Genomic DNA, 14,129 nt, shown 5'->3' with positions numbered 1-14,129 from the left:
CGTCGGCCCGCTCATCTGCGAGCGGGCCGGGGCCGACCTGCTGGTGATGCTGGCCGCCATGATCCCGGTGCACGGCGAGCCCCCGAGCGACTGGTGGGCCAACACCGCCTTCGGCCAGCGTGACCTCTCCGACCAGGTCGGGGTGTTCATGCACGACGTCCCGTCCGAGCTGGCCGCCGAAGCGTTGTCGCGCAGCCGGGAGCACGTCGACAAGGGATATGCGGAGCCGTGGCCGCTGGAGCGCTGGCCTGACGTGCGGACGGTGGTGCTGCTGTGCCGCGACGACCGCTTCTTCGAGCCGGAGTTCATGCGCGGGGTCGCCCGGGAGCGGCTCGGTCTGGTCCCCGACGAGATCGACGGCAGTCACGCCGTCATGCTGTCGCGCCCTAAGGAGCTGGCCGACCGCTTGGAGAGCTACCTCCAGGGAAAGTGAGAGCCCCCAGGTCGGGGTGACGCTCGCAGATCGGGCGGTCGCCCGGAATCGAGTGGCCGTTCAGAATCGGGTGGCCGTTCAGGATCGGGTGGCCGTTCAGGATCGGGTGTCGGGGTGCTGTTCGCGCCAGCGGGCCCGGGAGGCGATCACGACCTCGCGGTGCTCGGCGGCCCAGCCCGCGAGCGCCTGGAGCACCTCGCTGAGGCTGCGGCCCGTCGGCGTCAGCTCGTACTCGACCTGGGCGGGCACGGTCGGATAAACGGTGCGCTCGACGAGCCCGTCACGCTCCATCTTCCGCAAGGTCAGCGTCAGCATCCGCTGGGAGATGCCCTCCACCCCGCGTTCGAGCTGACGGAAGCGGCGCGGCCCCTGGAACAGCTCGACGATCACCGGCAGCGTCCACCGGTCGCCGATGCGGTCGAGCACCTCGCGGACGTCGCAGGTTACCTCGGTGTTCGTCGCTGACACGAAAGTGCCTCCTTATGCGGGTACGCCCACCCTGCCATGGTTACCAAAAAGAACCATGCTAGGAGAAGCACATGATCCTTGTCACCGGCGCTTCGGGTGGGCTGGCCGGCCTCGTTCTCGACCGTATCCCCGAGGACGTGGAGGCGGGCAGCAGGAACCCGTCCGGGGTGAAAGCGGACGTTCCCGTACGTCTGATCGACTTCGACGACCCGGGCACCCTGCCCGCGGGGTTCGCCGGGGCGGACACCGTCCTGCTCGTCTCGGCGGGTGAGGCCGAGGACGACGTGGTGATCGCCCGCCACGCGGCCGCCATCGACGCGGCGGAGCGGACCGGGGTGCGGCACATCGTGTACACGAGCATCACCGGGGCGGGTGATCACCTTCCGTACGCCTTGCCTCATCGCTGGACGGAACGCCGCCTCAAGGACAGCCCCCTCGACTGGACGATCCTGCGCAACGGCCTCTACGCCGAGCTGCTGCTCCTGCCGGCCCTCGACGCGGCGAACACCGGCCTGCTGTCGGTCCCCCTGGGCGAGGGCCGCCTGGCCGCGGTGTCGCGCGACGACCTCGCGGACGTGACCGCCGCGATCCTGGTCGAGCCCGCCGCACATCGCGGCCGCGTGTACGAGCTGGTCGGGCCGGTGGCGACGGGCGGCGCCGACGTCGCGGAGGCGGTCGCCGCGGCCACCGGGAAGGAGGTCGCCTACCGGTCCGGCTCGCTGGGCGAGCTGCGCGACGCGCTGACCGGGCTCGGGCTGCCGGGGTGGCAGGTCCCGTTCGTGGTGTCCACGTACTCGGCGGTCGCGCACGGGTTCCTGGCCGGCACGGACGGCGACCTGGCGGCGCTGCTGGGCCGCCCGCCCCGCCCGGCGGCCGAGGTGATCGCCGCGGGGCTGCGGGCCTGACGGGGTTTGACTCTGGCGGGCTTCCGACGCCGGGCGGGCTTTTGACGCCGCCAGCCCTCGGCGTTAACGGACCGGCAGGTCGTAGACGCGGCGGACGCTGCTGCCGAGCCTGCTCACGTCCGCCCCGTACACGTGCACCGACACCCCCACCTCGTCGCTGACGTTGATCACCTTGTGGATGTCGCCGGGCGGCGCGAACCCGCTGGCCTCGCCGGGCATGTTGGCGGCCTGCCCGATCTCCACAAGGTGGTCCCCCATGTCCCGGTAGAGCGTCTCGTGCTCGATCCCGCTGATCACACCGAACGCGCACCACGACACATGATCGTGGATCACCGTGCCCTGGCCGGGCCGCCAGACGACGGCCACGATCGAGAAGTCGTCACTCGCGTGCAGAACGTGTGACACGTACTTGTCCGGCGCCCCCTCCCGCTCCTGCGGCGTGAGCAGGTCGAGCGTGACCAGCCGGGGACGCAGCAGGTCTCCCACGGCGAACGCGGTCCGCCGCGGGCCCAGGCGCCGGGCGGTGATGTCGCCGACGTCCGAGACGAGACTGTCGAGCCCTGGCCGGATCAGGATCGTATTCATGGTGTCTCCCTAGGAGAAGCCGGGAATTCCTCTTCCCCTTCTACGGTGCTACGTTCCGACTCATAGGTCCAACAGAAGTCTTCTGGCTCATCGATAGATACGATTGATGAATGCTGGATGTCGTACGACTGCGCGTCCTCGTCGCCATCGCCCGCAGGGGCTCGCTCACCGCCGCCGCCCGGGAGCTGCACTACTCGCAGCCGTCGGTCAGCCACCACCTGGCCCGGCTCGAAGCCGAGACGGGGGCCAAGCTCGTGCAGCGCGCCGGGCGCGGCATCCGGCTCACCGAGGCGGGCAAGCTGCTCGCCGACCGCGCGGCCGACATCATCAGCCGGCTCGACGCCACGGCCGACGAGCTGGCCGCGCACGTCGGGCTGCAGTCGGGGCGGGTCCGGCTGGCCGCGTTCCCGTCGGCGCTGGGCACGTTCATCCCCAAAGCCGCCACCCTGCTGAAACAGTCACATCCCGGGCTGCGCCTGCAGCTGACGGAGACCGAGCCGCCAGAGGCGCTGCGGCTGCTGCGGGCCGGACGGGTGGATGTGGCGGTCATGTTCCGGTACGACGACACGGCGCCCGAGGACAGCGGGATCCAGATGATCCACCTGCTGGACGACCCGAGCCACCTCGTGTCCCCGGCCACCGCCGGGCAGTCCGCCGGGCAGTCCGCCGGGCAGTCCGCCGGGCAGTCCACAGAGGACTCCGCGGAGGAGTGCGCCGATCTGGGCGCGCACGCCGACGCCTCGTGGATCGCGGGCTGCGACCGGTGCCGCGGCCATCTGCTCGACATCTGCGCCAAGGCCGGGTTCGTGCCGCGGATCTCCTTCACCAGCGACGACATCGTGGCCGTTCAGGCGCTGGTGGCGGCGGGCATGGGGCTGACCGTGCTGCCCGGCCTGGCCCTGGCCGCTCACCTGAACAAGGACGTACAGGTGTCGATCGTTCCGGGGTCCATCAGGCACGTGTACGCGGCCGTCTACGGCGACCCGCCGCACCAGCCCGCCACGGAGGCGCTGCTGAACGCCCTGCGGCAGAGCCTCCAACCGCTCGGCTGAGCGTCCCGCAACAAAGCCTTTGACCGGCCCCGGGCCCTCGCTCCTACCATGGGCGGCATGCCGGATCTCGCGACAATCGCTGTCTTCTGCGCGGCCACCCTGGCCCTCCTCGTGGTGCCGGGGCCCGCCGTCCTGTTCATCGTCACCAGGAGCGTCGCCCAAGGCCGGTCGGCGGGCTTCGTCTCGGTCCTCGGCGTGCACACGGGCTCCCTGGTCCACATCGTCGCCTCGGCGCTGGGCATCAGCGCGTTGCTGGCCGCGTCGGCGACGGCGTTCACCGTGGTCAAGTGGGTGGGCGTCGCCTACCTGGTCTGGCTCGGCGTACGCAAGCTGATGCAGCGGAGCGAGGCCGCCGAGACGGCGCAGATGGAGGAGCACTCCAAGCGGCGGATGTTCTGGGAGGGGTTCGTGGTCAACGTGCTCAACCCCAAGACGGCGATCTTCTTCCTGGCGTTCCTGCCGCAGTTCACCGATCCGGGCCTCGGGCCGATCGCGCCGCAGATCCTGGTGTTCGGGCTGCTCTGGGTGCTGCTCGGGCTGGCCAGCGACGGCACGTACGCGCTGCTCTCCTCGGCTCTGGCCGGGCGGCTCAGGCGGTCCGCGCGGGCGCGGCGGCGGCTCGACGTCGGGAGCGGTCTGGTGTACCTCGGGCTGGCCGCGTTGCTCACGGGCGAGAAGGCGTAACAAGCGGGGCAAATCCATGTCCGGGGGCGATCCTCGAATGGGATAGTGGTGACACCCTCGTCGGGGACGACACATCGGGACGTAGCTACTGGGCGGGCCCCATGGACAGGTCACCGCACCGCCTCGGGGCCGACCGTGTCGTCGAGGTCTACTCCGGTCATGACGACCTTGTCGGTGTGACCGGGTCGGGGCATGTGGTCGGGCGCGACCTCGTCCTGACCGCCGCCGCTTCCGGCACCTCAGGCGCTTACGGCATCTCTGGCATTTCCGGCGCCCCCGCTCCTTTCGGTACCTCCGCCCCTCCCGGTGCCTACGGTGGCGCGGTTGAGGCGCCGTTCCAGGTTCGCCCGGCGGGCGCGCCGGGCTGGCTCCCGGCGGTTCCCGTCTGGCGCGGGCGCGGCGACGCGGCCGGGGTGGTGCTGCTGTGGGTGCGGGGGGCGCCGTGGGAGGACGTTCCGGGTATCGCGCCGGTCCGCTGGGGGCGGGTGGGCGCGGGCGAGTGGGTGCGATGTGTGGCCAGGGGGTTCCGGCGGGGGCGGCAACGCGATGGGTTCCGTCCCCTGGAGACACTGACCGCCCTGGCCGGGACGACGGAGGACGGCCGCGCGGCGCAGAGGGGTCACGCGGCAGTAGACGGTCGTGCGACGGCAGGCGGTGGCGCCGCAGAGGGCGGTCGCGCGGCGACAGGCGGTCGCGCGACAACGAACGGTCGCGCGGCGGTAGACGGTGGTGCGACAACGAACGGTCGCGCGGCAGCAGGCCGTCGTCCGGGGTTGGTTGTCGACATTCTCGGAGCCGTGCCGGACTTCCTGCCCGGCCTGCCGGGTGCCGCGCTGCTCGCGAAGGCCGGCGGCCAGGTGCTCGGGGTGGTCCGCGGGCACGCGGAACGGCGCCTGGACGTCGTACCGGCGGACGTGCTCCTCTCCGACCAGGAGTTTCGTACTCTGGCGGGCGGTCAGTCGGGAGCCGTGCGAGGCGACGCGACCCCCTTGGCGACCCTGCTCGAACCCGCCCGCGAGCCGTTGCCTCCCGACTGTCCGGACTGGTCGCTGCTCATGCCGCGCCATGCGGTCGTGGCGTTCTTGGAACGTGACGACGCCCTGGCGAGGCTCCGCACCTGGGCCGACGAGCCGTGGCCGCTGTCGGTCGCGGTGGTGACGGGCGAGGGCGGCACGGGCAAGACCCGGCTGGCGGGGGAGCTGTGCGTGGAGCTGGCCGGGACGGGGTGGGACGCCGGGTTCCTCGGCAGCCCGCACGGCGCCGCCGGCCTCGACGTGCTCCGGCCCACGCTGCTCGCCGTCGAGCATCCCGAGCCGTCGGCCGGGGCGATCGGCGACCTCGTACGGCGGCTGGGCGAGCGGCCACACCATCCCCGGGTCAGGATCCTGCTGCTCACCCGCGAGCCCGCCGAGGGCGAATGGTGGCAGCGGCTGGAGCGGGCCGCCACGACAGGTGACGGCCCGAGGGCGCTGAACACCATCACCGTCCAGCTCGACCGCTTGCCGACCCCCGAGCGGCGGGTGGAGCACGTTGAAGCGGCCATGCGGGCGTTCGCACCGCCTCGGGCCGTCCGGCCGGAGTTGTTCGATCCTGGGGACGGTGATCCGCTGCGGGTGCAGTTGGCGGCGTTGATGCGGTTGCGGGGGGATGAGGGCGGGGCGGGTGAGGAGCTGTTCGCCCGGTTCCTGGCGTACGAGCAGGAACAGTGGATGACGGTCTGGCCCGACGACCGCGAGCCGGTGGACGCCGTGACGGCGCGGCAGGCGGTCGCCCTGGTCACGCTCACGAAGCCGACGGGTGAGGAACTGCCCGAGCTGCTGTCGGCGGTGCCCCGGCTGCGGGACCACGACCTGCGGGTGGCCATGAGTGAGTGGCTGGTCAGGCTTTTTCCTGGGGAGGAGCGGTTGTCGGCCTTGGGGCCGGATGTCGTGGCTGAGCGGTTCTTGGCCTCGGTGGACGGGCTCGACGCGTTGGTGCGGGCCGTACGCGATCTCCCGGGTTGTACGGGTGAGCATGTGGTGCGGATGCTGGACGTGCTGCGGGTGTCGAGCGCCGCGCCGGCCGTACGGGGGGCGTTGCGGGCGCTGCTCATCGGAAGGCTCGACACCTTACTGCCCACTCCGGAGCACGCGCGTCACCTTGGGGAGCAGGTCAGGGACCAGCTCGACGCGGCGCTGCGGTTGTTCCGCGGCGATCCGGAGGTGGCGGCGGCCGTGGCCGGGCTGGGGTCGCGGGACGCGGCGGTGGACGGGCCTGGGGCGTCGGGTCTGGCGGTCACCGAGCTGCTCGTCGAGCATCTGCGGACTGCCGGCTCCCCCGCCCGGCTGGCCGGGGCGCTGGCTGAGCAGGGGGCGCGGCTGGCGGCGGCGGGCAGGGTGGAGGAGGCCGTGGCGGCCTCGGCGGAGGCGGTCGAGATCTTCGCCGCCACACCGTCGCACGAGACGGCGGCCGGGCGCGCGGAGGCGCTGTTCCGCCTGAGCGCCTGCTCGCTGCTGGCCGGTGATCCGGGGGCGGCGTTGAAGCCGGCGGAGGAGGCGGCGGCCAGGTTCCGGGTGCTGTCGGAGGAGGACGGGCGGTTCGCGGCGCGTGGTGAGTGCGCGCACCACAACCTGGCGTGCGGGTTGATGCGGGCCGGGCGGCTGGGCGCGGCGGTGGCGGCGTTCGAGGGCGCCGGGGGTGACGCGGAGGTCGCGGAGCGGTTGAAGGGGATCGTCGCCGTGCTGCCGGGCGGGGCGGGGCGCGTGTCGCTGCCGCCGTCGGCAACCGTGGCGGGACAGGGCTGGGCTCCCCGGCCCCTGCCGCCGTTCGGAGCCCTGGACGACGGTCTCCGCGCCGAACTGGCCGCCAAGCTGACCGCGGCCCTCGCCACAGCGGTCGGCGGCCCCGGCGACCATGGCGGGACAGCGCCGGTTGATCACGGCGGGACGGCGTCCCGTGATCGTGGCCGGGTGGCCTGGGGTGATCGTGGGATTGCGCGGCGGCTGGCGTGGCTGGCCGGGTGGCTGGACGGGCGGGGATGGGCGGGTGAGGCCGTTCTCTGCGCCGCGGAGGCCGTGCCCCGGCTGCGGGAGCTGGCCGTCGACGACCCGTCGTTGCTGCCGGAGCTGAGCGCGGGGGCCGGGCTGCTCGGACGGTTGTACGGCGAGCGAGGGGATCGGGCCGCGGCGGCGGCGTTCGCGGGTGAGGCCGTGGCGGCCTCGCGGGCGCTGGTGGTATTGGAGCCGGGCGAGCATCGGCGGGAGCTGGCCCGGCGGCTGCTTGACCTGGGTGAGTGCCTGATCGCCGGAGGACGGGCTCAGGAGGCGCTCGCCGCGCTGATGGAGGCGGTGATCGTCACTCGGTCGGCGGGCGCTCCGGCGGGAGAGCTGGCTGTGCGGGGGCACCGGTTGCTGGGAGGGTGCCTGGCCGCGGTGGAGCGGCTGGGGGACGCGGTGGCGCAACTGGAGACGGCGGCCGGGCTGCACGAAGCGGTGACCAGCGACGCAGCGCTGACCGGCGACGAGACGCGGGCCGACAGCGAGGCGCGGGCCGATGACGAGGCGCGGGAGAGGGGCGGCGCTGAGCTGTCGTGGCGGGCCGCCGTGCTGGCCGAGGCGGGGTGGTTGCGCGGGCTCCTGGAGGCCCAGGACCCGGCGGCGGCGTGGTCTCACGAGCCGACGGAGGCGGGCCGAGCGGATGCGGCTTCCTGGACCGAGCCTGCTGCTCTGGTGGCGTATCTGGAGCGGCTGCTCGAAGGCGGGCTCACCACAGACGAGCTGATCGTCCAGCTACGGGCGTTGGTGAGCGGGGTCGAGCGGGCCGGTGCGCTCAGCGGCTGGAGCGAGCCCTATGAGCGGCTCGGTGACTGCCTGACCGCGTTCGTCCAGGAGACCGATGAGGGTGAGGCCGCCGTGGAGGGCGCCGAGCTGGCCGTCAGGGTGTTCCGGGGGCTGGGGGTGCTGGATCCCGAGCGCTTCCGAGCGCGGCTCGGGGAAGCGCTCGGCACTCTGGGAACCCTGGAGCGCGCGTGCGGACGGCCCGCCGGGGCGGCTCTGGAGCAGGCGGTGTACCTGCTGGACGAGGGGGCCGCTCTGGTGCGGGCCCTGTCCGAGTACGCGGAGGCGCTGCTCGGGGAGCGCCGGCTCGTCGAGGCGCTGGCGCACGCCGAGCGGGCCGCCGACCTCTGTGACGAGCTGGCCGATCCGGTGGCGGCGGCCATGACGTACGCGGTCCTCGGCTCGACGCTGGTCGACCTCGACCGGCCGCAGGACGCCCTGGAGGCCGTCGCCTGGTCCGAGGCCGAGCAGGAGCGGACAGAAACGGACGACGACGTGCGCTGGTCCGCCGTACGGGCCACGACCGAGCACGTGCGCGGCGTGGTGGCGCGCGGCTTCGGCAGGACGCGGGAGGCCGTGACCCACCTCACCCAGACCGTGGACACCCTCCAGGCCCTGCCCCCCACCCCGGCGCGCCGGCTACGGGCGGCCGAGGCCGCCATGGTGCTGGTGGACGACCTGCTGCTCGACGGCCGCGCCGGCGAGGCGATCCACTACGCGCGCATCGCCGTCCAGGGCGAAACCGATCAAGGCGACCACACAGTGGGACACCTGCTGGCCCTGCAGCGGCTCCTGCGCTGCCACCTCATGCTCGGCGAACCGGCCCAGGCCCAGCCGCTGGTGGAGGACCTCATCACCGCCGCCCGCACCCGCGACGACCGCACCAGCCGCGCCGTGCTCGCCGACTCGCTCACGCAGAGCGCCGAGCTGCTCCCGCTGCTCAAGCTGGACGACGGCACGCGGGCGGAGGGCAGGGCGAGGGAGGCCATCGAGGTGTACGACGAGCTGCTGGCCGCGGGGGTGGACGCGGCGGGGGTGCACACCGGCCGGGCCATGGCCGGGATGTCCCTGGGCGCGGCGCTCGCGCTCCAGGACAAGCACGCCGACGCGGTGCAGCCGCTGGGTGAGGCGGTGGCGGCGCTGGAGCGGTGGGCGTTCGGCGACCCGGTGCTGACGGGACACCTGGCCAAGGGCATGCTGATGCTGGGTGACGCGCTGATCGACGCGGGGCGGGCGCTGGAGGCGAGCGTCGTGCTGCACCGGGGCACGCACGTGATCGAGGACGACCTGCTCAGCGCCGTGGCGCACGCCCAGCTCGGGCTCTGCCGCAAGGAGCTGGGCCACCACGAGACGGCCGAGGAGGCGCTGCGCACCGCCGACCGGCTGCTGCGCGGGCTGCTGGCGCGCGGCAGGGACGACGACCTGGTGGCCATGCTGGGCGAGGTCCTGCGGGGCAGGCTGGAGCTGCTGCGGCAGACGGGCCGCGCCGACGAGGCCGCGCAGGTGGAGCGCGACCTCGACCGGTACGCGAGTCTGTGAGGAAGCCGGCCCACGAGGAAGCCGGCCCACGAAGGAACCGGCCCACGAGGAAACCGGCCCGCGAAGAGACCGGCCCACGGAGAAAATCAGGAGCCCTCGGCCGCCTGCCGGGCCGCCCACCGATAGTCGGCCTTGCCCGCCGGTGACCGTACCATCTCGTCCACGAACACGTACGTACGAGGCACCTTGTACCCCGACAGCCGCGTCCGGCAGTGTTCGTCCAGCTCCTCGGCCGTGACCGGCACGTCCTTGCGCGCCTCGACCACGGCGGCCACCCGGCTGCCCCAGCGCTCGTCCGGCACGCCGGTGACCACCGCGTCGAACACCCCGGCGTGCCCCTTGAGCACCGCCTCCACCTCCTCGGGGAAGACCTTCTCCCCGCCGGTGTTGATGCACTGCGAGCCGCGGCCGAAGACGTTCACGGTGCCGTCGGCGTTGACGGTGGCCAGGTCGCCGGTCAGCAGCCAGCGCTTGCCGTCCGCGTCGGTGACCATCGTCCGGGCCGTCTTCTCCGTGTCGTTGTAGTAGCCGAAGGCGACTCGCCCGGCCTTGGCCACGGTCCCCAGCTCGCCGGAGCCCGGCTCGACGGGGCGTAACTTCTCGTCGAGGACGGCCAGCTCGGCGGTGGCGTTCGGCTGGTAGTGCAGGCCCTTCTCCGGCTTGGAGCCGGCGACCTCGGAGGCGGTGTAGCCGGACTCGGTGGAGCCGAAGCTGTCGAGGATCATGATGTTCGGGAGCGCCTGCTGGAGCCGGTCGCGCACCGCGCCGGTGAGGATGGCGCCGGTCGAGCTGACGACGATCAGCGACGACACGTCGTAGTCGCCGTTCGCCAGCGCCTCGGCCAGCGGGCGGGCCATGGCGTCGCCGGTGATGCTCAGCGTGTTGACCCGTTCGCGGCCGACCGCCCGCCACACGGCGTCGGCGTCGAACTTGCGCACGTACACGACGGTCGAGCCCATCCACCAGCTGATGAACGTCCCCATCTGGGCGGCGCCGTGCATCAGCGGCGCGGCGGCCATCATGACCATGGGGTTGGCGGCGGCCGCCTGGTCGACGACGGCCTGCGGGGTGCTGAGCGGCTCGCCGTACGGGTTGCCGCCGCCGAAGCCCATGAACAGGTCCTCGCTGTGCCACATCGCGCCCTTGGGCATGCCGGTCGTGCCGCCGGTGTAGATGATGTAGACGTCCTCGCCGGAGCGCTGCTCGAAGCCACGCTCGGGGGAGCCGCGTTCCAGCGCCTCGGCGTACGGGACGCCGATCGACGACGGCCCGCCGACCGCGATCAGGTGCTCCAGCAGCGGCGCCTCATCCTTGACGGCCGCCACGCGCGGCTCCAGCTCCACGTCGTAGATCAGCGCCCGGATGTCGGAGTCCTTGTACAGGTAGAGCAGCTCGGACTCGACGTAGCGGTAGTTGACGTTGATCGGCACGGCCCGGATCTTCAGCGCGGCCAGGTGGCCGGCGATGTAGGGGATGCCGTTGAAGAGCTGGAGTCCCACGTGCTGGCCGGGCTTGATGCCGAGGTCGAGCAGGTAGTGGGCGAGGCGGTTCGCCTCGGCGTCCAGCTCGGCGTAGGTGCGGTGCTCGTCCTCGCAGGCCACGGCTGTCCGGTCGCCGACCGCATCCGCGATCCCCTCGAAGAGATCGGCGTGGTTGAACTCCATCAGGGCTTCTCCCGTCCGACGATCCACATCGCGAAGAACTGGGCTCCCCCGCCGTACGCGTGCCCGAGCGCCGTGCGCGCCCCGTCCACCTGGTGCTCCCCCGCCATGCCGCGCACCTGGAGCGCGGCCTCGGCGAACCTGATCAGCCCCGACGCCCCGATCGGGTTGCTGGACAGCACCCCGCCCGAGGCGTTCCACGGGATGTCGCCGTCGAGTGCCGTGGCGCCTGACTCGGTGAGCTTCCATCCTTCGCCGTCCGCCGCGAACCCCAGGTTCTCCAGCCACATCGGCTCGTACCAGGAGAATGGCACGTACACCTCGGCCACGTCGATCTGCCGGCGGGGATCGGCGATTCCGGCCTGCGCGTAAACGTCGGCGGCGCAGTCCTTTCCGGCCTGCGGGCTGACCGTGTCGCGCCCGGCGCGGAAGATCGGCTCGGAGCGCATGGCGGTGCCGTGCACCCAGGCGGGCGTGCCGGTGACCGCCGACTCCGAGGACAGCACCATGGCGCAGGCGCCGTCGCTGGACGGGCAGGTGTCCAGGTAGCGGATGGGCTCCCACAGCATCGGCGTCGACTGGACCATCTTCAGGTCGATGCCGGGGATCTTCAGGTGGGCGTACGGGTTCTTCAGGGCGTTCAGCCGGTCCTTGACCGACACGAGCGCGCCGATGTGCTCGGGGGCGCCGGTCCTGCGGATGTACTCCCTGATGTGCGGCGCGAAGTAGCCGCCCGCCCCGACGACCAGCGACGCGCTGAACGGCAGGTGGGTGGACAGCGCCCAGGTGGCGTTCGACTCCGACTGCTTCTCGAACGCCACGACCAGCACCCGGTCGTGCACGCCGCCCTGGATCAGGCTCGCGCCGACCAGGGCCGTCGAGCCGCCGACGCTGCCGGCCGTGTGGACGCGCATCATCGGCTTGCCGGCCGCGCCGAGCGCGTCGGCCAGGTACGCCTCGGGCATCATCACGCCCTCGAACAGGTCGGGCGCCTTGCCGATGACCACCGCGTCGATGTCCTTGAACGTCAGCCCGGCGTCCTCCAGCGCCCTGACGGCGGCCTCGCGCACCAGCCCGGCGATCGAGACGTCCTGGCGCTTGGTGGTGTAGTGCGTCTGGCCGACGCCGATGACGGCGCAGCGGTTTCCCATCATGCCTCCAGGACGGTCACGAGGTTGTGCTGCAGGCAGGGCCCGCTGGTGGCGTGGGCGACGGCGCGGGCGGCGGTGCCGTCGTGGACGCGCCTGGCCGCCTCGCCGACGCGGATGAGGCCGGTGGCCATGACCGGGTTGGCGGCGAGCGGGCCGCCGGAGGGGTTGATCACCGTATCGCCGGGCAGTTCCAGCGCCTGGCGCAGGATGGGCTCCTCGTGGGCGAACTGGACGTGCAGCTCGGCCACGTCGACGGGACCCTTGCCGACCCCCGCGGCACGTGCGGCATCGGCCGCGGAGGCCGACCGGGCCAGCTCTCGCATACCCAGGTAGTGCGGCTCTATTCGGTGCGCGATCCCCCGTATGTACGCGGGCCGCTCGCACAGCTCCCTGGCCAGGTCACCGGCCGCGAGGACGACCGCCGCGGCGCCATCGGTTATGGGCGCGACGTCCGACTTCCTGATGGGTTCGACCGCGTACTCCTCGGTGAGCTCTTCGGGCAGATCGAGCGCGTACGGGTTGCTCCGCCCGTCGGCCCGGCTGCGCCGCACGATCGCGTCGAGCTCCTTCCTGTCCCCGGCCGCCGCGCTCGCCTGGAGGGCGGCGAAGGAGACCTGGTCGAGGCCGAGCGGCTCCAGGTAGTACGGGTCGAGCTGGAGCGTCATGATCGTGCGCAGGTCGCCGAGCGACGACTTGCCGAACCCGTACACCAGGGCCGAGTCGACGTCGCCGTGCTGGAGCCGCACCCACGCCTCGTACAGCGCCCAGGCGGCGTCCATCTCCACGTGGCTCTCGGAGATCGGCGGCCAGGCGCCGAGCGCGTCGAGCGCGGAGACGAACGAGAACGGCGCCCCGGCGAGGTAGTCGCAGCTCCCCGAGCAGGTGAAGCCGAACCTCTTGAGCCCGGTCCGCTCCTTCACCTCGTTGATGACCGGCAGGATCAGCTCGGGCTCGCTCAGCCCCGTGTCGTGGTCGGTGTGCGCGGTCTGGGCGAACGCGACGACGGCTACCTCACGCATCAGAGCTCCACATCCGGCTCGCCGGTGGGGGTGAACCACCGGATGTTCGACATGGACCTCGTGCGCTCCTCCGGCGGCACCCACTCGGCCCGTACGCGCATGCCCTGCCGCACCTCGTGCGCCGGCACGCCGCCGACCAGGGCGATCATCGGGATGTCCGCCCCGTCGAGCAGGATGTAAGCGGACACGAAGGGCACTTCCGGAGCACGCGGGTCGGGCAGGTTGTTGATCGCGAACGTGGTGATCGTCCCCGTGTCCGGAAGTTCGCGCTGATCCTCGATCGAGCCGCCGCACTGGGGGCAGAAGATGCGGTACGGGACGTACACCTGCTCGCACGTGTCGCACCGGCCGCCGAGGAACACGCCGCGCTCGACGCCCTCGAGGAAGGTCAGCAGCGACCCGCTGACCTGGAGCTTGTACTCGGCCCGGACGTTCGACACGATCCTGGTGACCTCAGGGGCGAAGTGCGAGATGTCGGTGATGTGCCCCTTGCGCTCGCCGCGCCAGACCGGCCACACCCGGGTGCCGGCCCGCAGGGCCTTGGGGCTGCCCGCGTCCACCACGTGCACGAGGGAGGAGTCCGCGCCGTCCAGCTTGATCGTCGCCCAGGCGAACGGCCGGTCGAGCGGATGTCCGGCGCGCGGCTCGGCCACCCAGGCCCACGAGGTGACCGTCCCGGCCGGCCCGACCTCGACGAACTCGTCCGTGACCGCCTCGCCGCTGGCCGGGTCGTACTCCAGCGGCGGCACCAGCACCTTGCCCTCGGCGGTGCGGACGCCGACGATCCGCCCGGCCCGCAGCTCGGTCAGGAAGCGCC

11 protein-coding genes are annotated in these 14,129 nt (G+C 72.5%); 5 read left to right on the top strand and 6 right to left on the bottom strand.

Features of this window, described 5'->3' with window-relative positions; genetic code table 11:
- Positions 1 to 433, top strand: a 433-nt coding sequence (locus tag KME77_RS16685; RefSeq protein ID WP_219468149.1) for an alpha/beta fold hydrolase, incomplete at its 5' end; no start/stop codon positions are given.
- 96 nt (positions 434 to 529) lie between these two features.
- Here KME77_RS16685 and KME77_RS16680 read toward each other — a convergent pair.
- Entirely contained in the window at positions 530 to 901 is a 372-nt protein-coding gene (locus KME77_RS16680; protein ID WP_308250730.1) for a winged helix-turn-helix transcriptional regulator, read from the bottom strand.
- A 71-nt stretch (positions 902 to 972) separates the two neighbouring features.
- Here KME77_RS16680 and KME77_RS16675 point away from each other — a divergent pair, with 71 nt between their 5' ends.
- Positions 973 to 1,806, top strand: coding sequence for an NAD(P)H-binding protein (locus KME77_RS16675; protein WP_219468146.1), 834 nt, complete (start codon positions 973 to 975; stop codon positions 1,804 to 1,806).
- Between the two features lie 63 nt (positions 1,807 to 1,869).
- On the opposite strand, the gene KME77_RS16670 is transcribed toward KME77_RS16675, so the two are convergent.
- Positions 1,870 to 2,391, bottom strand: coding sequence for a cysteine dioxygenase family protein (locus KME77_RS16670; RefSeq protein WP_219468143.1), 522 nt, complete (start codon positions 2,389 to 2,391; stop codon positions 1,870 to 1,872).
- Positions 2,392 to 2,501: 110 nt separating this feature from the next.
- Between KME77_RS16670 and KME77_RS16665 the strand changes: the two genes are divergently transcribed.
- The 3 genes from KME77_RS16665 to KME77_RS16655 all read left to right on the top strand — a co-directional run bounded on the left by KME77_RS16665 (position 2,502) and on the right by KME77_RS16655 (position 9,481).
- Positions 2,502 to 3,443 carry a LysR family transcriptional regulator gene (locus KME77_RS16665; RefSeq protein WP_219468140.1) on the top strand — a complete coding sequence of 314 codons (942 nt, stop codon included), beginning with the start codon at positions 2,502 to 2,504 and terminating at the stop codon, positions 3,441 to 3,443.
- Between the two features lie 57 nt (positions 3,444 to 3,500).
- A complete protein-coding gene (locus tag KME77_RS16660; RefSeq protein ID WP_219468136.1) occupies positions 3,501 to 4,127 on the top strand; it encodes a LysE family translocator in 627 nt (208 codons plus the stop codon).
- Positions 4,128 to 4,924: 797 nt separating this feature from the next.
- Entirely contained in the window at positions 4,925 to 9,481 is a 4,557-nt protein-coding gene (locus KME77_RS16655) for a hypothetical protein (protein WP_219468133.1), read from the top strand.
- A gap of 86 nt (positions 9,482 to 9,567) precedes the next feature.
- Here KME77_RS16655 and KME77_RS16650 read toward each other — a convergent pair whose 3' ends face one another.
- From KME77_RS16650 to KME77_RS16635, 4 genes are all read right to left on the bottom strand, one after another.
- Positions 9,568 to 11,145, bottom strand: a complete 1,578-nt coding sequence (locus tag KME77_RS16650) for an acyl-CoA synthetase (protein ID WP_219468132.1) — start codon at positions 11,143 to 11,145, stop codon at positions 9,568 to 9,570.
- Positions 11,145 to 12,293, bottom strand: coding sequence for a thiolase family protein (locus KME77_RS16645; RefSeq protein ID WP_219468151.1), 1,149 nt, complete (start codon positions 12,291 to 12,293; stop codon positions 11,145 to 11,147). Before KME77_RS16645 ends, KME77_RS16650 begins: the two co-directional genes overlap by 1 nt.
- On the bottom strand, positions 12,293 to 13,312 hold the full coding sequence (locus tag KME77_RS16640) for a thiolase family protein (RefSeq protein ID WP_219468130.1): 1,020 nt from the start codon (positions 13,310 to 13,312) through the stop codon (positions 12,293 to 12,295). Before KME77_RS16640 ends, KME77_RS16645 begins: the two co-directional genes overlap by 1 nt.
- On the bottom strand, positions 13,312 to 14,129 hold an 818-nt coding region (locus KME77_RS16635; protein ID WP_219468128.1), incomplete at its 5' end, for a Zn-ribbon domain-containing OB-fold protein. The genes KME77_RS16635 and KME77_RS16640, both read right to left, overlap by 1 nt.

Source organism: Nonomuraea rhizosphaerae, from assembly GCF_019396405.1.
Taxonomy (GTDB): Bacteria; Actinomycetota; Actinomycetes; order Streptosporangiales; family Streptosporangiaceae; genus Nonomuraea; species Nonomuraea rhizosphaerae.
Note: the sequence above shows the minus strand (reverse complement) of the source record. Positions and strands in the feature narration are given on the sequence as shown.

Bases quoted from the DNA above. Each gene is read 5' to 3' on its own strand.
- KME77_RS16675 (WP_219468146.1), top strand. From the start codon at position 973: ATGATCCTTGTCACCGGCGCTTCGGGTGGGCTGGCCGGCCTCGTTCTC.
- KME77_RS16670 (WP_219468143.1), bottom strand. From the start codon at position 2,391: ATGAATACGATCCTGATCCGGCCAGGGCTCGACAGTCTCGTCTCGGAC.
- KME77_RS16665 (WP_219468140.1), top strand. From the start codon at position 2,502: ATGCTGGATGTCGTACGACTGCGCGTCCTCGTCGCCATCGCCCGCAGG.
- KME77_RS16660 (WP_219468136.1), top strand. From the start codon at position 3,501: ATGCCGGATCTCGCGACAATCGCTGTCTTCTGCGCGGCCACCCTGGCC.
- KME77_RS16650 (WP_219468132.1), bottom strand. From the start codon at position 11,145: ATGGAGTTCAACCACGCCGATCTCTTCGAGGGGATCGCGGATGCGGTC.
- KME77_RS16645 (WP_219468151.1), bottom strand. From the start codon at position 12,293: ATGGGAAACCGCTGCGCCGTCATCGGCGTCGGCCAGACGCACTACACC.
- KME77_RS16640 (WP_219468130.1), bottom strand. From the start codon at position 13,312: ATGCGTGAGGTAGCCGTCGTCGCGTTCGCCCAGACCGCGCACACCGAC.